The sequence below is a fragment of the Rhodopseudomonas sp. genome (assembly GCF_048594845.1).
Lineage (GTDB): Bacteria > Pseudomonadota > Alphaproteobacteria > Rhizobiales > Xanthobacteraceae > Rhodopseudomonas.
On sequence record NZ_JBMDXE010000285.1, the window covers coordinates 16,558 to 35,292 of the forward strand.

The 18,735-nt window shown below is 65.5% G+C and carries 16 protein-coding genes; 11 read left to right on the forward strand and 5 right to left on the reverse strand.

Going from position 1 to position 18,735, the window contains the following annotated elements; translation table 11 throughout:
* From ACOJTD_RS18580 to cysD, 4 genes are all read right to left on the reverse strand, one after another.
* Positions 1–978, reverse strand: coding sequence for an ABC transporter permease (locus tag ACOJTD_RS18580; RefSeq protein WP_420134352.1), 978 nt, complete (start codon positions 976–978; stop codon positions 1–3).
* A gap of 24 nt (positions 979–1,002) precedes the next feature.
* Entirely contained in the window at positions 1,003–2,619 is a 1,617-nt protein-coding gene (locus ACOJTD_RS18585) for an ABC transporter substrate-binding protein (RefSeq protein ID WP_420134353.1), read from the reverse strand.
* Positions 2,620–2,755: 136 nt separating this feature from the next.
* Positions 2,756–4,672 carry an adenylyl-sulfate kinase gene (cysC, locus tag ACOJTD_RS18590; protein ID WP_420134354.1) on the reverse strand — a complete coding sequence of 639 codons (1,917 nt, stop codon included), beginning with the start codon at positions 4,670–4,672 and terminating at the stop codon, positions 2,756–2,758.
* A gap of 27 nt (positions 4,673–4,699) precedes the next feature.
* Positions 4,700–5,494 (reverse strand): sulfate adenylyltransferase subunit CysD, encoded by a 795-nt coding sequence (gene cysD, locus ACOJTD_RS18595; RefSeq protein ID WP_420134367.1) that lies wholly within the window; start codon positions 5,492–5,494, stop codon positions 4,700–4,702.
* Between the two features lie 358 nt (positions 5,495–5,852).
* Between cysD and ACOJTD_RS18600 the strand changes: the two genes are divergently transcribed.
* The 7 genes from ACOJTD_RS18600 (at position 5,853) to ACOJTD_RS18630 (ending at position 13,484) form a co-directional block, all read left to right on the forward strand.
* Entirely contained in the window at positions 5,853–6,593 is a 741-nt protein-coding gene (locus ACOJTD_RS18600; RefSeq protein ID WP_420134355.1) for a phosphoadenylyl-sulfate reductase, read from the forward strand.
* 124 nt (positions 6,594–6,717) lie between these two features.
* The gene (locus tag ACOJTD_RS18605; protein ID WP_420134356.1) at positions 6,718–7,707 is read left to right on the forward strand and encodes a sulfate ABC transporter substrate-binding protein; all 990 of its coding nucleotides are present in this window, start codon (positions 6,718–6,720) and stop codon (positions 7,705–7,707) included.
* A gap of 309 nt (positions 7,708–8,016) precedes the next feature.
* Positions 8,017–8,853: a sulfate ABC transporter permease subunit CysT gene (cysT, locus tag ACOJTD_RS18610; RefSeq protein ID WP_420134357.1), complete on the forward strand. Its 837-nt coding sequence runs from the start codon at positions 8,017–8,019 to the stop codon at positions 8,851–8,853.
* A gap of 4 nt (positions 8,854–8,857) precedes the next feature.
* Positions 8,858–9,775 carry a sulfate ABC transporter permease subunit CysW gene (cysW, locus tag ACOJTD_RS18615; protein WP_420134358.1) on the forward strand — a complete coding sequence of 306 codons (918 nt, stop codon included), beginning with the start codon at positions 8,858–8,860 and terminating at the stop codon, positions 9,773–9,775.
* Positions 9,765–10,811 carry a sulfate/molybdate ABC transporter ATP-binding protein gene (locus ACOJTD_RS18620; protein ID WP_420134359.1) on the forward strand — a complete coding sequence of 349 codons (1,047 nt, stop codon included), beginning with the start codon at positions 9,765–9,767 and terminating at the stop codon, positions 10,809–10,811. The genes cysW and ACOJTD_RS18620 overlap by 11 nt, the downstream gene beginning before the upstream one ends.
* A 229-nt stretch (positions 10,812–11,040) precedes the next feature.
* Positions 11,041–12,042, forward strand: coding sequence for a HupU protein (locus tag ACOJTD_RS18625; protein ID WP_420134360.1), 1,002 nt, complete (start codon positions 11,041–11,043; stop codon positions 12,040–12,042).
* Positions 12,039–13,484 (forward strand): nickel-dependent hydrogenase large subunit, encoded by a 1,446-nt coding sequence (locus tag ACOJTD_RS18630; protein WP_420134361.1) that lies wholly within the window; start codon positions 12,039–12,041, stop codon positions 13,482–13,484. The genes ACOJTD_RS18625 and ACOJTD_RS18630 overlap by 4 nt, the downstream gene beginning before the upstream one ends.
* Before the next feature lie 9 nt (positions 13,485–13,493).
* Here the strand turns inward: ACOJTD_RS18630 and ACOJTD_RS18635 are convergent, their stop codons facing one another.
* Entirely contained in the window at positions 13,494–14,051 is a 558-nt protein-coding gene (locus tag ACOJTD_RS18635) for a TetR/AcrR family transcriptional regulator (protein ID WP_420134362.1), read from the reverse strand.
* 83 nt (positions 14,052–14,134) lie between these two features.
* Here ACOJTD_RS18635 and ACOJTD_RS18640 point away from each other — a divergent pair, with 83 nt between their 5' ends.
* The 4 genes from ACOJTD_RS18640 to cybH all read left to right on the forward strand — a co-directional run bounded on the left by ACOJTD_RS18640 (position 14,135) and on the right by cybH (position 18,517).
* Complete coding sequence (locus ACOJTD_RS18640) at positions 14,135–14,548, forward strand: hypothetical protein (protein ID WP_420134363.1); 414 nt, start codon at positions 14,135–14,137, stop codon at positions 14,546–14,548.
* Positions 14,549–14,831: 283 nt separating this feature from the next.
* Positions 14,832–15,956 carry a hydrogenase small subunit gene (locus tag ACOJTD_RS18645; RefSeq protein WP_420134364.1) on the forward strand — a complete coding sequence of 375 codons (1,125 nt, stop codon included), beginning with the start codon at positions 14,832–14,834 and terminating at the stop codon, positions 15,954–15,956.
* A gap of 18 nt (positions 15,957–15,974) precedes the next feature.
* Entirely contained in the window at positions 15,975–17,768 is a 1,794-nt protein-coding gene (locus ACOJTD_RS18650; protein WP_420134365.1) for a nickel-dependent hydrogenase large subunit, read from the forward strand.
* 23 nt (positions 17,769–17,791) lie between these two features.
* Positions 17,792–18,517, forward strand: coding sequence for a Ni/Fe-hydrogenase, b-type cytochrome subunit (gene cybH / locus ACOJTD_RS18655; RefSeq protein WP_420134366.1), 726 nt, complete (start codon positions 17,792–17,794; stop codon positions 18,515–18,517).
* Positions 18,518–18,735 lie beyond the last annotated feature (218 nt).

The window sequence follows — 18,735 nt, forward strand, 5'->3', positions numbered from 1 at the left end:
CTAAGTCTCCGCCGTGATGCGCGGATCAAGCCGGGCATATAAGAGGTCGACCAGGAAGTTGACGGCGATTACCAGCAGCGCCGAGACGAACACGATGCCCAGCAGGGTGTTGAGGTCGCGCTGCACCACGGACTCGTAGGCGAGTCGGCCGAGCCCCGGCAGCGAGAACACGCTCTCGACCACCACCGAACCGCCCAGCATGGTGCCGGCCTGCAGACCGATCAGCGTCACCATTGGCAGCAGCGCGTTGCGCAGCACGTGGCGGACGATGATACGGGTCTCGTCGAGGCCTTTGGCGCGCGCGGTGCGGACGAAATCGAGATTGAGCACTTCGAGCATCGAGGCCCGCATGATCCGCAGATAGATCGCGAGAAAAATCAGCCCGAGCGTCAGCGTCGGCAGGATCAGGTGTGCGGCGATGTCCAGCGTCCGGGCGAGACCGGTCGCGGCGGCGCCGATATCCTCGAAGCCGCCGGCCGGCAGCCATTGCAGATAGACCGAGAACACCACGATCGCCATCAGGCCGAACCAGAATGACGGCGTGGCGTAGAAGATCAGGCCGAGCGTCGAGATCAGCGTGTCCGGCCATTTATTGACGCCGCGCGCCGCGATCACGCCGAGCACCAGGCCGGCAAAGAATGCGAACGACAGCGATGCGGTCATCAGCAGCAGCGTCGCCGGCAGCCGCTCCAGGATCACGGTGGCGACCGGCTTGCCGTAGATCGACGAGAAGCCGAGATCGAACCGGACCAGCCGCCACAGATAATGGCCGAGCTGCATGGGGATCGACAGATCGAGCCCGTAGAACTGCCGCAGCTCGCGCGCCGTGGCGGCGTCGCCGCCGCCCATCTGGGCCATCATCGCGTCGACGGTGTCGCCGGGCGCGAATTGCAGCAACAGAAAGATACCAATCAGGATGAGAAACAAGGTCGGGATCGAGGCGGCGAGCCGCCGCCCCGCGAGGCTCAGAATACGCATGCGGCTATACTGGCGGAGTTGGCGCTATTCGGCCAGCCAAAGATCATGCCAGGTCGATGAAGCCCAACGTGGCGTATTAGAGTGATTTCGCGCCTTTGCCGAGATCACCGTGACGAATAATTGTTCAATTGGCATCCAGATAGGCAGCTCGGTATTAGCCCGGGTGACGAAGTCGGCATACAGCGCCTTGCGCTTGACCGGATCGACTTCGGTGGCGGCGTCGTCGATGATCTTATCGATCGTCGGGTCTTCCCAGCCCCACTGGTTGGTCCACGGCGCACCCTTCGGCTGTCCCGAGCGATACCACACCGTCGTCGAGACCGCCGGGTCGTTGCGATACTGGTGCCAGCCGGTAGCGAGGTCGAAGGCGTGGTCGTCATAGACCTGCTTGAGGAAGCCGCCGCCGTCGTTACGTACAACCTCAACTTGAATGCCGACTTCGCCGAGCGACTGCTGGATGAAGGTTGCCCACAGTGAGAGGTCCTCGCCCCACGGCGCGGGCAGCAGCCGTAGTGACAGCCGGTTGCCGCCGGCGGCAGGCTTGAGGCCGGCCTCGTCGAGCAGCGCGATCGCCTTCTTCTTGTCGTAGGGATACTGCGGCGTGTTCGGGCCGGGGTAGAAGTCCGTCGAGGTCGAGGGGATCGGGCCGGTGCCGAGCTTGGCGAAGTCGCCGAGGAAGTTCTCGATGAAGAACGGCACGTTGATGGCGTGCGCGATGGCGCGGCGGACGCGGATGTCCGACAGCTCCTTGCGGCGGAAATTGAACTCGATGGTGTTGGTGCGGGCGTTGCCCTCGTTGCCCTTGGTCGAGACGATGAAGCGCTTGTCCTTGCCGAGCCGCGCCATGTCGGAGATCGTCAGGCCCGAGAACGGGCTGAGCTGCAGCCCGCCGGCCTCGAGCTGCGCCGCGGCGGCGGCGCGGTCGGTGATGACCTTCCAGACGATGCGATCGAGATAGGGCGCGTTCGACCGCCAGTAATTATCGTTGCGGTCGGCGATGATGTATTGGCCGCGCTCGTATTTGTTGAACTTGAACGGGCCGGTGCCGACCGGCGCCAGGTTGGCGAGATTCTGCCGGATGTCGCCGGACTCGTAGATGTGCTTGGCCGAGACGTAGCCGAGGTCCGGTAGCGCACGCAGCAGCAGGTTCAGCGGCATCGGCCGCTCGTAGCGGAAGATCGCGGTCTGCGGATCGGGCGTGTCGACCGCCGTGAGGAACAGCTGCAGCGTCGATCCGTAGTTGAGGATCTTCTTCCACATGTTCATCGCTGTGAAGGCAACGTCCTCGGACGTGAACGGCTTGCCGTCGTGCCAAGTCACACCCTTGCGCAGCTTGAAGGTGATGGTCTTGCCGTCCGGCGTCGACTCCCAGCTCTCCGCCAGCACGCCGACCGGATTGCCCGCGGCGTCGAGGTCGACCAGCGGCTCCTGGATCTTGCCGCCGATGATGTAGACGCCGGTCGAGGCCTGCAGGCTCGGGTTGAGCTGACGCTGCTCGGCGCCGTAATGAACGTTGAACACGCCGCCCTTGCGCGGCGTCTCCTGCGCGAAGGCACGCATCGGATTGATCACATTGGCGGCGATCGCGGCCGACGTAAGCAGAATGGTGCGGCGATTGATCTCGAAGCGCGACAAGGCCATGCGGTCTCCTGGCAGGAATGGGCGGCGGGTCATCAAACGATACGATGCCGCCGCGGATCAAGCCATTTTCAATTTGCGCACCGGCCGGCAAGTTTGTGTCGCCGCGGCGCCCTCGCCGCGACGACAGATGGTCGCGTCAGATATGCGCCGCGAGGTCGATCAGTTCGCCGACCAGCACACCGCTGCTCGCCAGCATGGTCTCGACCTTGTCGGCGGCTTCGGCGACGCTGTGCGCCGAGGTGTCGATCGTCAGCTCGCTGGCGACCGGCGGCTGATAGTCGTTGCCGATGCCGGTGAAGTTCTGCAGCGCGCCGGCGCGGGCCTTGGCGTAGTGCCCTTTCGGATCGCGCTGTTCGCAGACTTCCGCTGGCGTCGCGACGTAAATCTCGCGGAAGTGCTCACCGGCGATCCGGCGCGCAGTGGCGCGATCTTCCAGCGCCGGCGACACCGCGGCGACGATCGCCACATGGCCGTTGGCGGCGAGATGAGCGGCGATTTCGGCGAGGCGGCGGATGTTTTCGCTGCGGTCCTCCGGCGAGAAACCGAGGTCGCTGTTGAGCCCGGCGCGCAGCGTGTCGCCGTCGAGCAGGATCGGCGAGCCGCCGCGGTCGAACAGCCGCCGCTCGATCGCCTTAGCCAGCGTCGATTTTCCGGAGCCCGGCAGGCCGGTGAACCACAGCACCGCGCCGGTGTGCCGGAAGCGCGCCGCGCGCTCCTCCGGCCGCAGCGCCGACTCCACCGGGACGATGTCGGCAGTGGCGGCGCGCTGGCCGGCATCGACGCTGAGCACAAGGCCGCCGCCGGCGATCCGGCCGCCGACTTCGATCACCAGACGCCCGGTGCGCGGGAAAGCTTCGGCCGGATCGGCCGCCACCGGCTGCGCCAGCGACAGGTCGATCTCGCCGACATGATTCCGGGCGATCGCCTTGGCTTCGCTGCTGCCGAGATCGCCGGGATCGACCGCCTTCTCGATCGCCACCACGGTCGCGCGGGTCTCGCGCGTACCAAGCCGCACCAGGATCGAGGCGCCGGCTTCGAGCGGCTGATCGTGCAGCCAGAAGATCCGCGCGCGCAGCCGCCGCGTGTCGCGCGGCGCCGAGCCCGCATGCGCGATGACGTCGCCGCGCTCGACGAACAATTCGCGGTCGAGCGTGATGCCGACCGAGCGGCCGGCGCCCAGCGGCCCCGCCACCGGCGTCACCGGCCAGCTTTCGACGCTCTTGATCTTGGCGATCTTGCCGGCCGGCATGATGACGATGTCGTCGCCCGCCTGCAGCCGTCCGGATTCGATGCGGCCGGCGACGATGCGGCGGTCGTCGAATTTGTAGATCGCCTGCACCGGCAGCCGCAGCGCCAGCTGATCGAGCGGCTGCGACGGCGTCAGCGCGTCGAGCGCCTCCACGACGGTCGGGCCTTGGTACCAGCGGATGTTGTCGGTGCGCTCGGCCACGCCGTCGCCGTCGCGCGCCGAAATCGGGATCACCGCGGTCGGCGTCACGCCGAGCGAGGTGAGATGCGCGGTGATCTCGTCGCTGATCGCCTTGAAGCGCTCGGCCGAGAAGTCGACGCGGTCCATCTTGTTGACCACCACCGCGACCTGCTTGATGCCGAGCAGGTGCAACAGATAGCCGTGCCGCCGCGTCTGGTCGCGCACGCCTTCCAGCGCGTCGATGATCAGTACCGCGCCGTCGGCCTGCGAGGCGCCGGTGATCATGTTGCGCAGGAATTCGGCGTGGCCCGGCGCGTCGATCAGCACGACGTCGCGCGAGCGGGTGCGGAAGCTGATCTGCGTGGTGTCGATGGTGATGCCCTGGTCGCGCTCGGTCTGCAGCGCGTCGAGCAGAAACGACCATTCGAACGGCATGCCGCGGCGGGCGCTGACAGCCTTCAACATCTCCAGCTTGCCGTCCGGCAGCGAGCCGGTTTCGTGCAGCAGCCGGCCGACCAGCGTCGACTTGCCGTGGTCGACATGGCCGACGATGACGATGCGCACCAGCGGCCGCGTCGTGCCGTTCGGGGTGGATAGCAAGGCGGGCGAAACCGCGAGGGTCATGGCGTCACTCATGGTCGGAATTGTTGCTTACAGATAGCCGGCGACGCGCAGACGCTCGAACGCGTCCTCGGTCTCGTGGTCGAGCGCGCGGCCGGCGCGCTCCGGCACCTTGGTGGTCTGCAATTCGTGCAGGATCTCGTCGATCGACGAGGCGTTCGAGGCCACCGGGAACGTGATGTCCTGATCGCCCAGCGAGCGGTAACGCTTGCCGTCCTTCGCCAAGTACAGCGGGATGATCGGGATGTTCTCGCGCTTCGTGTAGGCCCAGATGTCGGCCTCGGTCCAATGCAGGATGGGGTGGATACGCAAATGCGCGCCGGGCGGCGGCGAGGCATTGAACTGATCCCAGAATTCCGGCGGCTGATCGCGCACGTCCCATCCGCCCTCGGTGCCGCGCGGCGAGAACACGCGCTCTTTGGCACGCGTCGCTTCCTCGTCGCGGCGAATGCCGGCAATCAGTCCGTCGAAGCCGTATTTGGCGAGCGCCATCTTCAGGCCCTCGGTCTTGCGCGCCGCGGAGCGCGCGGCCGGCGGCAACGTCGGATCGACGCTGTCGATCGGCGGGCAGGGATCGACGCGGAGATCAAGATCCCATTCCTTCGCGTAGTGCTCGCGGAAGGCGTACATCTCGGGAAATTTCTTGCCGGTGTCGACGTGGAGCGCCGGGAACGGCACCTTGCCGAAGAACGCTTTCCGCGCCAGCCAGATCATCACGTTGGAGTCTTTGCCGAGCGACCACAACAGCGCCAGCTTCTTCAGCCGGGCGAAGCCTTCGCGCAGGATGTAGATGCTCTGCGCCTCCAGCGCGTCGAGGTGATCCATCGGCCGCAAGTCGTCGTGGGGCGGAAGATCGGGCGGCAACACCGGCTGCGGCGCGCGAAGTTCGGGTGCGGCGAGGGTCATGCACAGGCTCCCGGAAAGGCGGGCCCGGATCGATCCGGACCGTCGTTGTCGCGCAGCCGGGACGGCGTCATCATCGTCAGGAGAACGAACATCTCTGCGGCGCTTGGGTGAGGGATGGAATTTCTACGGCGGAAGCCCTCAACAGAAAGAATAATTTTCTATCGATCTGGCTTGTAAGATACATAGATAGAAAATATTTCTAGTCAATCCTTCTTCGGTCAGTTTGCCTCGCGTCGCGTTATTGGACGGGCAAGTGGCCGACGCAGAAAGTCATTCAATGAGCGACATCACCCAACATTCTCCCTCCTCGGCCACGGTGCCCGACGCGACCGCTGTGCGCGCCGCGGCACTGAGCCGTTCGCTGCGTGGCGCCTCGCCGGCCGATATCATCGCCGCCGCGGTCCGCGAGCTTGGCCGCGACCGCGTCGCGCTGGTGTCGTCGTTCGGCACAGAATCGGCCGCGTTGTTGAAAGTGATGGCGGATGTCGATCCGGCGATCCCGGTGGTGTTCCTTGACACCGGCTGGCTGTTTGCCGAGACGCTCGCTTATCGCGACACGCTAATCGATCAGCTCGGCCTCGCCGACGTACGCTCGATCAAACCGCTGCCCGCGGATCTCGACCGCGACGATCCGGCACAGGATCTGTGGTTTTCCGATCCCGACAAATGCTGTTTCATCCGCAAGGTCGAGCCGCTGCGCCGGGCGCTGGCGCCGTTCGATGGCTGGATCAATGGCCGCAAGCGATTCCAGGGTGGGGCGCGCGCCGAGATTCCGGTGGTCGAAGCCGATGGGGTGCGCTTGAAATTCAATCCGTTCGCGGACGTCTCGCGCGAAGAGATCGACGCGATCTACACGCTCGGCAAGCTGCCGCCGCATCCGTTGTTGGCGTCGGGCTTCCTCTCCGTGGGATGTATGCCGTGTACCAGTCGCGCGTCGTCAGCCGACGATACGCGCTCGGGTCGTTGGCAGGGACGTAGCAAGACGGAATGCGGCATTCACACGATAAAGACTTCGTAGCAGATTGCTGTCGTGCCCGATCGAACAATGAAATGCGGTTCCGTTGACTTGAGCCGCTTCATTCTTGAGTTTCGCAGCTCCGCCGCAGACGACAACGACGCCGTCCGGACCATGGAGAATTGAAATGCTTCGCCGACTGATTCCGCTGTTCGCCGGCCTGGTGATCGCGACCTCCGCCCAGGCGGCGGACGTGACGCTGCTCAACGTGTCCTACGATCCGACCCGCGAGCTCTACAGTGACTTCAACAAGTCCTTCGCCGCCGCGTATCAGAAAGAAACGGGCGACAAGGTCACGCTCAAGCAGTCGCACGGCGGCTCAGGCGCGCAAGCACGCTCGGTGATCGACGGACTGCAGGCCGACGTCGTGACGCTGGCGCTCGCCTACGACATCGACGCGATTGCCAACAAGGGGCTGATCGCAAGGGACTGGCAGAAGCGCCTGCCGCAGAACTCCTCGCCCTATACCTCGACCATCGTCTTCTTGGTGCGCAAGGGCAATCCCAAGGGCATCAAGGATTGGGACGATCTGTTGAAGCCGGGCGTCAGCGTGATCACGCCAAATCCGAAGACCTCCGGTGGCGCGCGCTGGAATTATCTCGCCGCCTGGGGCTACGCGCTGAAGAAGTCCGGCTCGGAGGAAGGCGCGCGTGATTTCGTCGGCAAGTTGTACAAGCAGGTCCCGGTCCTCGACACCGGCGCACGCGGCTCGACCGTCACCTTCGTCGAACGCGGCGTCGGCGACGTGCTGCTGGCGTGGGAGAACGAAGCCTATCTGGCGGTGAAGGAATTTGGTGCCGACAAGTTCGAGATCGTGGCGCCGTCCGTGTCCATCCTGGCCGAGCCTCCGGTCGCGGTGGTCGATACCGTGGTCGACAAGAAGGGCACCCGCGCCGCCGCTGAGGCCTACCTGAAGTATCTCTACTCCAAGGACGGTCAGGAAATCGCCGCACGGAACTTCTACCGTCCGCGCGATTCGGAAGTTGCGAAGAAGCACGAGGGATCGTTCGCCAAGGTCGAGCTGTTCACCATCGACGACGTCTTCGGCGGCTGGACCAAGGCGCAGACCGAACACTTCGCCGACGGCGGCGTGTTCGATAAGATCTACAAGAACTGAGCGGCGTGGGTCGCGAGCGCACAGCACGGCCGCGATCCGCAGAGTTGGGGACAGTATGCTTAGCACCGATCGCAGCGCGCTCCATCTCCCCGCGCGCGGTGCGAGGGGTGGGGTGAGGGGGCGTCGCAACGCAGCCGACCCTGCGCGTTTGGTCCCCGACGCCTCCATCCGTCATTGCGAGCGAAGCGAAGCAATCCAGAGGCGCCGTGCACGGAGCTGGATTGCTTCGTCAGCTACGCTTCCTCGCAATGACGCAGGTGGCGTGCCGACGCCCGTTGCTCGTCGTCGACACGCCGTACAGGTGACTCCATGAGCACCGTGGCGCGTAAGCGCTCCTTGCCCGGCTTCGGCCTTACCATGGGCCTCACGATCACCTGGCTGTCGCTGATGATCCTGATTCCGCTGGCCGGGCTGTTCGTCAAAACGGCGGACCTCAGCCTCGCCCAGTTCTGGGAGACGGTGACGTCGCAGCGCACGTTGCATGCGTTGAAAATCTCGTTCGGCCTCGCCTTCGCGGCGGCCTGCGTCAATCTCGTCGCCGGGCTGGTGATCGTGTGGGCGCTGGTGCGCTATCGGTTTCCCGGCCGACGGATCTTCGACGCCATCGTCGACATTCCGTTCGCGCTGCCGACCGCGGTGGCCGGCATCGCGCTGACCACGCTGTTCGCCCAGAAGGGCTGGCTCGGCGCGCCGCTCGCCGCGCTCGGCATCAAGGTGGCGTTCACGCCGCTCGGCATTTTCCTGGCGATGATCTTCATCGGCATCCCATTTGTGGTGCGCACCGTGCAGCCGGTGCTGATCGATCTCGACGTCGAACTCGAGGAGGCCGCGGAATCGCTCGGCGCGTCGCGCTGGCAGACCGTCCGCCGCGTCATCCTGCCGAGCCTGGTGCCGGCGGCGCTGACCGGCTTTGCGCTGGCCTTTGCCCGCGCGGTCGGCGAATACGGCTCGGTGATCTTCATCGCCGGCAATCTGCCCAACGTCTCGGAGATCGCGCCCTTGCTGATCGTGATCCGGCTGTCGGAGTTCCGCTATTCCGACGCGACCGCGATCGCCGTCGTCATGCTGGTATTTTCCTTCGTGATCATCTTCATTCTCAACCGGATCCAGCACTGGGCACAGTCCCGGTCGCTGGCCACGGCGTGATATCATGACGTTGGTCGCAACCAGTTCAGCGAGGCGCCCTGTGCGCAAATCGGCCGACACGGCCTCCGCCCCCGCGGCTGCAACGCGGCGCGCTGCGCATACCGAGCCGGCGTGGGTGCGGCTGCTGATCATCGGCTTCGCGGTCGCGTTCCTCACCGTGTTCGTGGTGCTGCCGCTGCTGCTGGTGTTCTCCGAAGCGCTGTCGAAGGGCATCAGCTTCTATCTGGCGGCGCTGGCCGAAGAGGAGGCGCTGGCCGCGATCAAGCTGACGCTGATCGCGGCGGGCATTTCGGTCGGCCTCAACCTGGTGTTCGGCGTCATCGCCGCCTGGGCGATCGCCAAGTTCGAATTCCGCGGCAAGACGCTGCTGATCACGCTGATCGACCTGCCGTTCTCGGTGTCGCCGGTGATCTCCGGCCTGGTGTTCGTGCTGCTGTTCGGCGCGCAGGGCTGGTTCGGGCCGTGGCTGATGGCGCACGGCGTGCAGATCCTGTTCGCCGTGCCGGCGATCGTGCTGGCCACCACCTTCGTGACCTTCCCCTTCGTGGCGCGCGAACTTATTCCGCTGATGCAGGAGCAGGGCTCGCTCGAAGAGGAAGCCGCGATCTCGCTCGGCGCCGGCGGCTGGACCACGTTCTGGCGCGTCACGCTGCCGAACATCAAATGGGGCCTGCTGTACGGCGTGCTGCTGTGCAACGCCCGCGCGATGGGCGAATTCGGCGCGGTGTCGGTCGTCTCCGGTCATATCCGCGGCGAGACCAACACCATGCCGCTGCTGGTGGAAATTCTTTACAACGAGTACCAGATGGTCGCGGCGTTCGCGATCGCCTCGCTGCTGGCGCTGCTCGCGCTGGTGACGCTGATCGTCAAGACCGTGCTGGAAGGCCGTATCGAGGAAGGGCTGCATCCCGATGACCATTGAAGTTCGTAACATCGTCAAGGAATTCGGCAGCTTCCGCGCGCTCGACAATGTCGACCTGCGGGTCGAGACCGGCGAGCTGATGGCGCTGCTCGGCCCGTCCGGCTCCGGCAAGACCACGCTGCTGCGCATCATCGCCGGCCTGGAATGGCCCGATTCCGGCTCGATCGCGTTCGACGGAGAGGACGCGCTGGCGCGCGGCGCCGCCGAGCGCCACGTCGGCTTCGTGTTCCAGCACTACGCGCTGTTCCGGCACATGAGCGTGTTCGAGAATGTGGCGTTCGGCCTGCGCGTGCAGCCGCGCAAGATCCGCAAGAGCGAAGCGGAGATCAAGAAGCGGGTCGGCGATCTGCTCGACCTCGTGCAGCTCGGCTGGCTCGCCGACCGCTATCCGAACCAGCTGTCCGGCGGTCAGCGCCAGCGTATCGCGCTCGCCCGCGCGCTGGCGATCGAGCCGCGCATCCTGTTGCTCGACGAGCCGTTCGGCGCGCTCGACGCCAAGGTGCGTAAGGAGCTGCGTGCCTGGCTGCGCAATCTGCACGAGGAAATTCACGTCACCTCGATCTTCGTCACTCACGATCAGGAAGAGGCGCTCGAAGTCGCCAACCGCGTCGTGGTGATGGACAAGGGCCGCATCGAACAGATCGGCTCGCCCGGCGATGTCTATGAGCGGCCGGCCTCGGCCTTCGTGCACGGCTTCATCGGCGAGTCGATCGTGCTACCGGTCGATGTGCAGGACGGCCGCGTCCGGCTCGGCGACCGCGTGCTCGATCTGCCGCTGCAGGGCGCCGCGTCCGGCCCGTCAAAACTGTTCGTCCGCCGTCACGACGTCGCGGTCGGCCCGAGCGGCACCGGCGTGCTCGAAGGCGCCGTCAAAGCGGTGCGCGCCTTTGGTCCGATGCAGCGCGCCGACATTGTGCTCAACGGCGGGCAGGGCGACACCCTGATCGAGATCGACGCCCCGCGCGATCACTCACTGAAAATCGGCGACCGCATCGGCCTGCAGCCGCAACGCTACCGCATCTTCGCGGATCACTGACGTTTTCGGCTACGCATTACACTCGCCCCATCGTCATGCCCGGTCTTGTGCGGGGCATCCACGCCTTGCTGCGTGGCCGCTCCAAAGGCGTGGATGCCGGGACGAGCCCGGCCATGACGGAGTCAGGAATTCTGGGTCGATCTACTCCCAACGGGTTGCTTGCAGCGGTATTCCAAACTCGCTTTAGTTGGTCCCCGCGCAAACAAGACAACGCCGGGAGGCTGCGGGCATGGGGCGCTTCAACGTGCTGTGGCTGCAGGGCGCGAGCTGTGGCGGATGCACCATGGCGGCGCTCGACAACGGCCATGCCGGCTGGTTCGCCGAGCTCGCGCGCTTCGGCATCGATCTGATCTGGCATCCGTCGCTCAGCGAAGAAACCGCCGACGAGGTGGTGACCATCCTCGAGCGCGTCGTCCACGGCACCCAGCGGCTCGACGCTCTGGTGCTGGAAGGCGCGGTGCTGCGCGGGCCGAACGGCAGCGGCCGCTTCAATATGCTGGGCGGCACCGGCCGCTCGATGCTGCATTGGGTGAACGCGCTGGCGCCGCAAGCCGGCTACGTCGTCGCTGCGGGCAGCTGTGCGGCGTTCGGCGGCGTGCCGATGGCCGGCACCAATCCGACCGACGCCAGCGGGCTGCAATTCGCCGGAGCCGAGTCCGGCGGCGTGCTCAGTGCCTCGTTTCGCTCCCGCGCCGGCCTGCCGGTGATCAACATTGCCGGCTGCGCGCCGCATCCCGGCTGGATTTCCGAGACGCTCGCGGCGCTGGCGCTCGGCGGCGTCGAAAGTGATGCGCTCGACAGCTTCGGCCGGCCGCGGTTCTACGCCGATCACCTCGCGCATCACGGCTGCGCCCGCAACGAGTACTACGAATTCAAGGCCAGCGCCGAGGAGCTGTCGCAGCAGGGCTGTCTGATGGAGCATCTCGGCTGCAAGGCGACCCAGGCGGTCGGCGATTGCAATCAGCGCGGCTGGAACGGCAGCGGCTCGTGTACCAGCGGCGGCTACGCCTGCATCGCCTGCACCTCGCCGGGCTTCGAGACCTCGCAGAACTTTATGGAGACCGCCAAGCTCGGCGGCATTCCGGTCGGCCTGCCGCTCGACATGCCGAAGGCGTGGTTCGTGGCGCTGGCTGCGTTGTCGAAATCGGCGACGCCGAAGCGCGTGCGCGCCAATGCGACGTCCGATCATGTGGTCGTCCCGCCTCGCCTCGACAACGGACGCCGCAAATGACGCGGCGCGTCACCGTCGGGCCATTCAATCGCGTCGAGGGCGATCTCGAAGTTCGGCTCGACATCGACGATGGCGTTGTCAGCACCGCCGAAGTCACCGCGCCGCTGTATCGCGGCTTCGAGCAGATTTTGCGCGGGCGGCCCGCTCTGGATGCGCTGACGCTGGCGCCGCGAATCTGCGGCATCTGCTCGGTGTCGCAATCACTGGCGGCGGTGGCGGCACTGCGCGCGGTCGACGGCATCCGCGCGGCCGAGAACGGCGTGCTTGCCGCCAATCTGGCCCATGCGGCGGAGAACACCGCTGATCACCTCACGCACTTCTATCTGTTCTTCATGCCGGACCTCGCCCGCGACAGCTACGCGGAAAGGCCGTGGCACAGCGAGATTGCGTCGCGGTTCAAGGCGGTGCAGGGCAGTGCCGCGCAACAGATGCTACCGGCGCGGGCACGCCTCCTTCAGATCATGGGACTGCTCGCCGGCAAATGGCCCCACTCGCTGGCATTTCAGCCGGGCGGCACCACGCGCGCAATCGACCTTGGTGAGCGCGTGCAGCTGATTTCGATCATCGGCGACCTGCGTGACTTTCTCGAGCGCGTCGTGTTCGCCGATACACTCGACAATGTGCTGGCTCTCGACAGCGCCGCAGCGCTGGACAAATGGCGCGACGGCCGCGGCGGCGACTTCGCCCTCTTCCTCAGCGTCGCCGACGATCTCGGCTTCGACCGCCTCGGGCGCCTTGCGCTGCCGCTCATGAGCTACGGCGCGTATCATGGCGGCGACGCGCCGCTGTTCGCCCGCGGCATCTACGATCCGGCCACCGCCAACCTCACCGCCCTCGACCCGGGCGCGATCACCGAAGACGTCGCCCACGCCTGGATGCGCGACACAGCGCTGCGCCCGGCGGAGGCGGAGACCGACCCCGACGCCGAAAAGCCCGCTGGCTATAGCTGGTGCAAGGCACCGCGCTATGCCGGCCGCCCGGCCGAGGTCGGCGCGCTGGCGCGGCAGGCGGTCGCCGGCGATCCGTTGATCCGCGATCTGGTCGCGCGTAGCGGGCCGAACGTCGCCAACCGGGTGATTGCGCGGCTGATCGAAACCGCAAAGCTCGCCCGCGCGATGCACGATTGGGCGCGCCGGCTCGATCTGCGCGCGCCGTTCCTGGATCGCGGCGCACGGCGCGGCGAGGGCGCCGGCATCGGCTTGATCGAAGCGGCGCGAGGAAGCCTCGGTCACTGGATCGAACTGTCGGACGACAAGATCCGCCGCTATCAGATCATCGCGCCGACCACCTGGAATTTCTCGCCGCGCGACCGCGATGGTGTCGCCGGGCCGCTCGAACAGGCGCTTGCCGGCACTGAAGTCGGCGCCGAAGGCGCCAAGTCCGTCGCCGTGCAGCACGTGGTGCGGTCGTTCGATCCCTGCATGGTGTGCACGGCGCACTGAATCGGCGGCTCAGTCTGCCTGCAGCGCTCGGGCGAACGTCGCGACGTGGACGGCGATCATCCGGCGCATGTCCTCGACGTCGGACGCGCCCTCGCGCAGGCCGCGCAGACCATAGACCAGCACGCGCGCGATCTCCGCCGCGTCGACACCCACCCGCGAACTGCGCGCTGCGTCGGCGATCAGCTGGGCGATCAGCGTCTGGAAGTTGGCATAGACCCGCTGCACCGCCGGAAATCGCAGGTCGAACAAATCGGCGGAATCCGGATGGACGGCCGCGAGTTCGACGCCGTGAAGGCCCCAGGTCTCGCAGGCGTGGAGCAGCTTGGCCTCCAGACCTTTCAGCGTCGGCAACACCGCGGCGATCTCGCTGAGCGTGCGCCGGTCCATCTCGGCGATGACGCGATCGAACGCGGCCTGCTTGTCGGGAAACAGCAGATACAGCGCCGGCCGCGACATGCGGGCTTTCGCCGCGATGTCGCCCATCGTGGTCCGGGCATAGCCGAATCGCGAGAACACGTCGGTCGCGCTCTCGATTGCGATCAGCTCTTTGCTGCGCTTCTCACCCATCAGGTCCTTGTTGACAAAATATCGAAATTCGTCAACTTGTCATTCTGACAAAAAGTGCCATTCCGTCAGAAATCGGAGAGCCCATGATTTTGAACGAACTGACACCGCAAGCGCTGGACGTCGCGCTCAAGACGATCGGAGACGGCCCTGTCGTTATGGTCAACCTGCTGTGGTTTCACGAGCGTCCGCATTATCCGGACGGCTTCGCGGGCGCCAAGGAGAGTTCACGCGAGGCTTACTACCAGGGGTATTCGGGTGCGATTCGCGCCGTCGCGGCGGACCTCGGGATCGAGATGGAGCTCGTCTATGCGGGCGATCGCCTCAGCGGCCTGCTGGCCGGTCCCGACGAGGATTGGGATGATATCGCGATCGTCCGCTATCGCAGCCTCGACGATCTGAGGCGGATCGTGGAAACCAAAGCCTATCAGGAAACAGCTCAGCCGCACCGGCTGGCGGCGATCGCAAATTGGCGGTTCTTCGCGACGAAGAGTAAGTGAGGCGGGTGAGCGCCTCCACCCAGAGTCCAGGATAAGCGGACGCATCCTGATCGCGGATCAGCAGCCCGCGGTCACGGCCTTTGCAGCGTAGCAACGGAGTTATCACTTGCGGCGGCCGCGCGGCGCTGCAGCACGATCCACGCCCTCGCACCTTTACCAGTTGCTTTCAAACACTTGGGTTACGGCACTCGGTTCGCCTCGTCCCTGGCATGGTTCTTGCGATCCTGGCCTCAACGCGAAGCTGAAAAGACTTCGCACGCGGCGAGGACACCGAGGAGCCATCATGGGCGCAGCGACCGAAACCTTCTACGAGGTGATCAGGCGGCAGGGCATCACCCGCCGCAGCTTCATCAAGTTCTGCAGCCTGACGGCCACCAGCCTCGGCCTCGGCCCGATCGGCACCAGCCAGATCGCCAATGCGCTCGAAACCAAGCCGCGCGTGCCGGTGATCTGGATGCACGGGCTGGAATGCACCTGCTGTTCGGAGAGTTTCATCCGCTCGGCGCATCCGCTTGCCAAGGATGCGGTGCTGTCGATGATCTCGCTCGATTACGACGACACCATCATGGCGGCCGCCGGCCATCAGGCCGACGCGATCCTGGAAGAGACCCGCGCCAAGTACAAAGGCCAATACATCCTCGCCGTCGAAGGCAATCCGCCGCTCAACGAGGACGGCATGTTCTGCATCGATGGCGGCCGGCCGTTCGTCGAGAAGCTCAAGGAGATGGCCGAGGATTCGATGGCGGTGATCGCCTGGGGCGCCTGCGCGTCGTGGGGCTGCGTCCAGGCGGCCAAGCCCAACCCGACGCAGGCGACTCCGATCGACAAGGTGATCCGTAACAAGCCGATCATCAAGGTGCCGGGCTGTCCGCCGATCGCCGAGGTGATGACCGGCGTCGTCACCTACGTCACCACGTTCGGCCGGCTGCCCGAGCTCGACCGCCAGGGCCGGCCGAAGATGTTCTACTCGCAGCGCATTCACGACAAATGCTACCGCCGGCCGCATTTCGACGCCGGCCAGTTCGTCGAGCAATGGGACGACGACGCCGCGCGAAAAGGCTACTGCCTGTACAAGATGGGCTGCAAGGGTCCGACCACCTACAACGCTTGCTCGACCGTGCGCTGGAACGGCGGCGTGTCGTTCCCGATTCAATCGGGCCACGGCTGCATCGGCTGCTCGGAAGACAATTTCTGGGATCAGGGCTCGTTCTACGACCGCCTGACCACGATCAATCAGTTCGGCATCGAGGCCAACGCCGACAAGATCGGCGCGACTGCGGCCGGCGTCGTCGGTGCCGCGATCGCCGCGCACGCTGCTGTTACCACGGTGCGCAACCTTTCGAAGCGAAAGGAAGTGCCGAACGGCAACGGCAAATCCAACGGCAACTCACCCAGCGCGTCGGCTTAAGCCCGGGATACCAGCATCATGACCAACGTTACGACCCCCAACGGCTTCAAGCTCGACAATGCCGGCCGCCGCATCGTGGTCGATCCGGTGACCCGGATCGAGGGCCATCTGCGCGTCGAGGTCAATGTCGACTCGGGCAACGTCATCCGCAACGCGGTGTCGACCGGCACGATGTGGCGCGGCATCGAGACTATTCTCAAGGGCCGCGATCCGCGTGACGCCTGGGCCTTCACCCAGCGCATCTGCGGAGTTTGCACCGGCACGCACGCGCTGACCTCGGTGCGCGCGGTCGAGAACGCGCTGAAGATCGACATTCCCGAAAACGCCAACACCATCCGCAACATCATGCAGCTGACGCTGCAGGTGCACGATCACGTCGTGCATTTCTATCACCTGCACGCGCTCGACTGGGTCGACGTGGTGTCGGCGCTGAAGGCGGATCCGAAGGCCACGTCGACTTTGGCGCAATCGATCTCGCCTTGGCCGCTGTCGAGCCCCGGTTATTTCAAGGAAATCCAGACCCGGCTGAAGAAGTTCGTCGAGTCGGGCCAGCTCGGCCCGTTCAAGAACGGCTATTGGGGCCACGCCGCCTACAAGCTGCCGCCCGAAGCCAATCTGATGGCGGTGGCGCATTATCTGGAAGCGCTCGATTTCCAGAAAGACATGGTCAGGATTCACGCCGTCTACGGCGGCAAGAATCCGCATCCGAACTGGCTGGTCGGCGGGGTTCCTTGCGCCATCAATATCGATGGTGTCGGCGCGGTCGGCGCCGTCAACATGGAACGGCTCAACCTGGTGTCGTCGATCATCGACCAGATGGTCACCTTCGTCGATCAGGTCTATCTGCCCGACCTGCAGGCGATCGCGTCGTTCTACAAGGACTGGACCTACGGCGGCGGGCTGTCGGGCAAGTCGGTGATGAGCTACGGCGACATCCCCGAGCATGCCAACGACTATTCGGCGGCGTCGCTGAAGCTGCCGCGCGGCGTCATCCTCAACGGCAACCTCGTCGAGGTGTATCCGGTCGATCTCACCGACCCGTCGCAGGTACAGGAGTTCGTCGCTCACTCCTGGTACAAATATCCGGACGAGACCAAGGGCTTGCATCCGTGGGATGGCGTCACCGAGCCGAACTTCAAGCTCGGCCCCAATGCCAAGGGTACCAAGACGCGGATCGAGGCGCTCGACGAGGAGGCGAAGTACTCCTGGATCAAGTCGCCGCGCTGGAAGGGCAATGCCGTCGAGGTCGGGCCGCTGGCGCGCTACATCATCGGCTATGCCCAGAACAAGCCGGAGTTCAAGGAGCCGACCGACAAGCTGCTCAAGGATCTCGGCCTGCCGCTGCCGGCGCTGTTCTCGACGCTCGGCCGCACCGCGGCGCGCGCGCTGGAGGCGCAGTGGGCGGCGCGGCAGCTGCGCTACTTCCAGGACAAGCTGGTTGCGACGCTGAAGGCCGGCGATAGCGCCACCGCCAATGTCGACAAATGGAGCCCGGAGAGCTGGCCCAAGGACGTCAAGGGGGTCGGCTTCACCGAGGCGCCGCGCGGCGCGCTCGGCCACTGGGTCAAGATCAAGGACGGCAAGATCGACAACTACCAGGCGGTGGTGCCGACTACATGGAACGGCAGTCCGCGCGATCCCAACGGCGGCATCGGCGCGTTCGAGGCGTCGCTGCTCGACACGCCGATGGCCGATCCGGAGAAGCCGCTGGAAATCCTGCGCACGCTGCATTCGTTCGACCCGTGCCTCGCCTGCTCGACGCATGTGATGAGCGAGGACGGTCAGGAAATGACAAAGGTCACCGTGCGCTGAGCGCCATCCGGAGGGAGGAGATGATGACCACGGAGATTGCTCGGGTCCAGGGCGCGCTCGACTCGGCTGGCGAACGCGCGCGGTCGCTACAGACCGTCTATGTGTATCAGGCACCGGTGCGGCTGTGGCACTGGGTCAACGCGCTGTTGATCGTCGTGCTGTGCGTCACCGGCTATTTCATCGGCACGCCGCTGCCGTCGGTGCCGGGTGAGGCGTCCGCCAGCTACCAGATGGGATACATCCGCTTCGTGCATTTCGCGGCTGGGCAGACTCTGGTCGTATTCTTCCTGTTGCGAGTGTACTGGGCATTCGTCGGCAACAAATATTCCAAGCAGATCTTCTGGCTTCCGCTCACCAACAAGACCTGGTGGTGGGGCATGCTGTACGAGTTCAAGTGGTACGCCTTCCTGGTCAAGGACCCGAAGAAATACATCGGCCACAACCCGCTGGCGCATGTAGCGATGTTCTCCTTCATGGTGTTCATGGTGCTGATGATGCTCAGCGGCATGGCGCTGTACTCCGAGGGCCACGGCATCGACAGCTGGCAGTATAAATTGTTCGGCTTCATGTTCTCGCTGTTCACCAGCCAGACGCTGCACACGCTGCACCACCTCGGGATGTGGGCCATCGTGGTGTTCGTCATCGTCCACATCTATGCGGCGGTCCGCGAGGACATCCTCAGCCGCCAGAGCATGATCTCTTCGATCATCTCCGGTGAGCGCTTGTTCCGCGATGATTTGCCGGATTGAGCAGTCGATCGTGAGGATGATGGCACATCGCCAGCCGCGAGTATCTCACCCTCCCCTGGAGGGGGAGGGTCGCTCGCGTAGCGAGCGGGGTGGGGGGGCGAAGAGTTCATCCGCTGTGCCCGCGGCCCGCCCCCCCCCCCCCGGCCCCCCGCGGGCCGGGCGGGCCCCCCCCCCCCCCCCCCCAGGGGGGGGGGGGGCGACCCCTGGGCCGGGCGCCC

What these genes read in the sequence shown, in the direction of transcription:
- ACOJTD_RS18580 (WP_420134352.1), bottom strand. Translation starts at nt 978, where the DNA reads ATGCGTATTCTGAGCCTCGCGGGGCGGCGGCTCGCCGCCTCGATCCCG.
- ACOJTD_RS18585 (WP_420134353.1), bottom strand. Translation starts at nt 2,619, where the DNA reads ATGGCCTTGTCGCGCTTCGAGATCAATCGCCGCACCATTCTGCTTACG.
- cysC (WP_420134354.1), bottom strand. Translation starts at nt 4,672, where the DNA reads ATGACCCTCGCGGTTTCGCCCGCCTTGCTATCCACCCCGAACGGCACG.
- cysD (WP_420134367.1), bottom strand. Translation starts at nt 5,494, where the DNA reads ATGGATCACCTCGACGCGCTGGAGGCGCAGAGCATCTACATCCTGCGC.
- ACOJTD_RS18600 (WP_420134355.1), top strand. Translation starts at nt 5,853, where the DNA reads ATGAGCGACATCACCCAACATTCTCCCTCCTCGGCCACGGTGCCCGAC.
- ACOJTD_RS18605 (WP_420134356.1), top strand. Translation starts at nt 6,718, where the DNA reads ATGCTTCGCCGACTGATTCCGCTGTTCGCCGGCCTGGTGATCGCGACC.
- cysT (WP_420134357.1), top strand. Translation starts at nt 8,017, where the DNA reads ATGAGCACCGTGGCGCGTAAGCGCTCCTTGCCCGGCTTCGGCCTTACC.
- cysW (WP_420134358.1), top strand. Translation starts at nt 8,858, where the DNA reads ATGACGTTGGTCGCAACCAGTTCAGCGAGGCGCCCTGTGCGCAAATCG.
- ACOJTD_RS18620 (WP_420134359.1), top strand. Translation starts at nt 9,765, where the DNA reads ATGACCATTGAAGTTCGTAACATCGTCAAGGAATTCGGCAGCTTCCGC.
- ACOJTD_RS18625 (WP_420134360.1), top strand. Translation starts at nt 11,041, where the DNA reads ATGGGGCGCTTCAACGTGCTGTGGCTGCAGGGCGCGAGCTGTGGCGGA.
- ACOJTD_RS18630 (WP_420134361.1), top strand. Translation starts at nt 12,039, where the DNA reads ATGACGCGGCGCGTCACCGTCGGGCCATTCAATCGCGTCGAGGGCGAT.
- ACOJTD_RS18635 (WP_420134362.1), bottom strand. Translation starts at nt 14,051, where the DNA reads ATGGGTGAGAAGCGCAGCAAAGAGCTGATCGCAATCGAGAGCGCGACC.
- ACOJTD_RS18640 (WP_420134363.1), top strand. Translation starts at nt 14,135, where the DNA reads ATGATTTTGAACGAACTGACACCGCAAGCGCTGGACGTCGCGCTCAAG.
- ACOJTD_RS18645 (WP_420134364.1), top strand. Translation starts at nt 14,832, where the DNA reads ATGGGCGCAGCGACCGAAACCTTCTACGAGGTGATCAGGCGGCAGGGC.
- ACOJTD_RS18650 (WP_420134365.1), top strand. Translation starts at nt 15,975, where the DNA reads ATGACCAACGTTACGACCCCCAACGGCTTCAAGCTCGACAATGCCGGC.
- cybH (WP_420134366.1), top strand. Translation starts at nt 17,792, where the DNA reads ATGACCACGGAGATTGCTCGGGTCCAGGGCGCGCTCGACTCGGCTGGC.